The organism is Bacillus sp. 05T31 (genome assembly GCF_056396725.1).
Map to the genome: position 1 here is coordinate 1 of NZ_JBFTMA010001159.1, position 785 is coordinate 785.

A 785-nucleotide genomic window follows, 5' to 3' on the forward strand; every position below is an offset into this window, starting at 1 on the left:
CTTGATATATGAGGTTGCAGGAAGAAAATAGAGTGCGAAAACCAAGCCATTCGGTTCCTGCGTAAAATAYCAACCGTACCAAAAGAGCGTCCAAGCGTTGGACATCTAGGGGTGGAACACCCCRAAGTAACGCTCAGGGAGACGAAAGGTTRCTTTCGTCGTGGAACTGAGAAGCTCCCACTTCAAGCTTTGCTAAGTGGCGAGTAGTTCACTGTCGGAATAAATTGATGGTTAAACGGATTATTATATGTATTGGGATATACACTTGTTTTCAATACATCCATATTCCGTTCCTCATACAGACTTGAAGCAATCGCGAAATTTTTAGGTAAAGTTACTTCCTCCGCATATGAAACTGAAGGAATCGTTATTGTACAAATTGCACTGACAAGTAATAACTTATTACCTATTCTTTTTTTCTTGCCCATATTTATTGATTCTCCCTTCAAAATTTAAAATTTTTAATACAATATGCCAAATACTATAAGGGAAATAAAAATTATCAAAGAGATTAATAATCTACTTTACGATTCCCCCTAACAAATTAAAAAACTATTATAAACAAACTTCAATAAAAAATGCCTTCCCCCTCTTTTTATAACTCGATTTTTTGATTAGATGGATGTTATCTAAAACAGAATTATTTATTGCATGTGCTTCGTGCTGATTAACTCTATAGTCGATCGTCAGCAGACAATCGACTATAGATTCTTATAATTATTGTGTTCGTTAAATGAGAATTTAACGAACACTTGGGTGATATGAGTTAATCCCCCTTTCTATCT

1 pseudogene is annotated in these 785 nt (G+C 34.9%); it reads right to left on the bottom strand.

Annotation, left to right across the window (positions count from 1 at the left end):
* Positions 1 to 209 precede the first annotated feature (209 nt).
* A pseudogene (locus AC1DJR_RS32080) lies at positions 210 to 428 on the bottom strand (alpha/beta hydrolase); the annotation flags it as partial.
* Between the last annotated feature and the right edge of the window lie 357 nt (positions 429 to 785).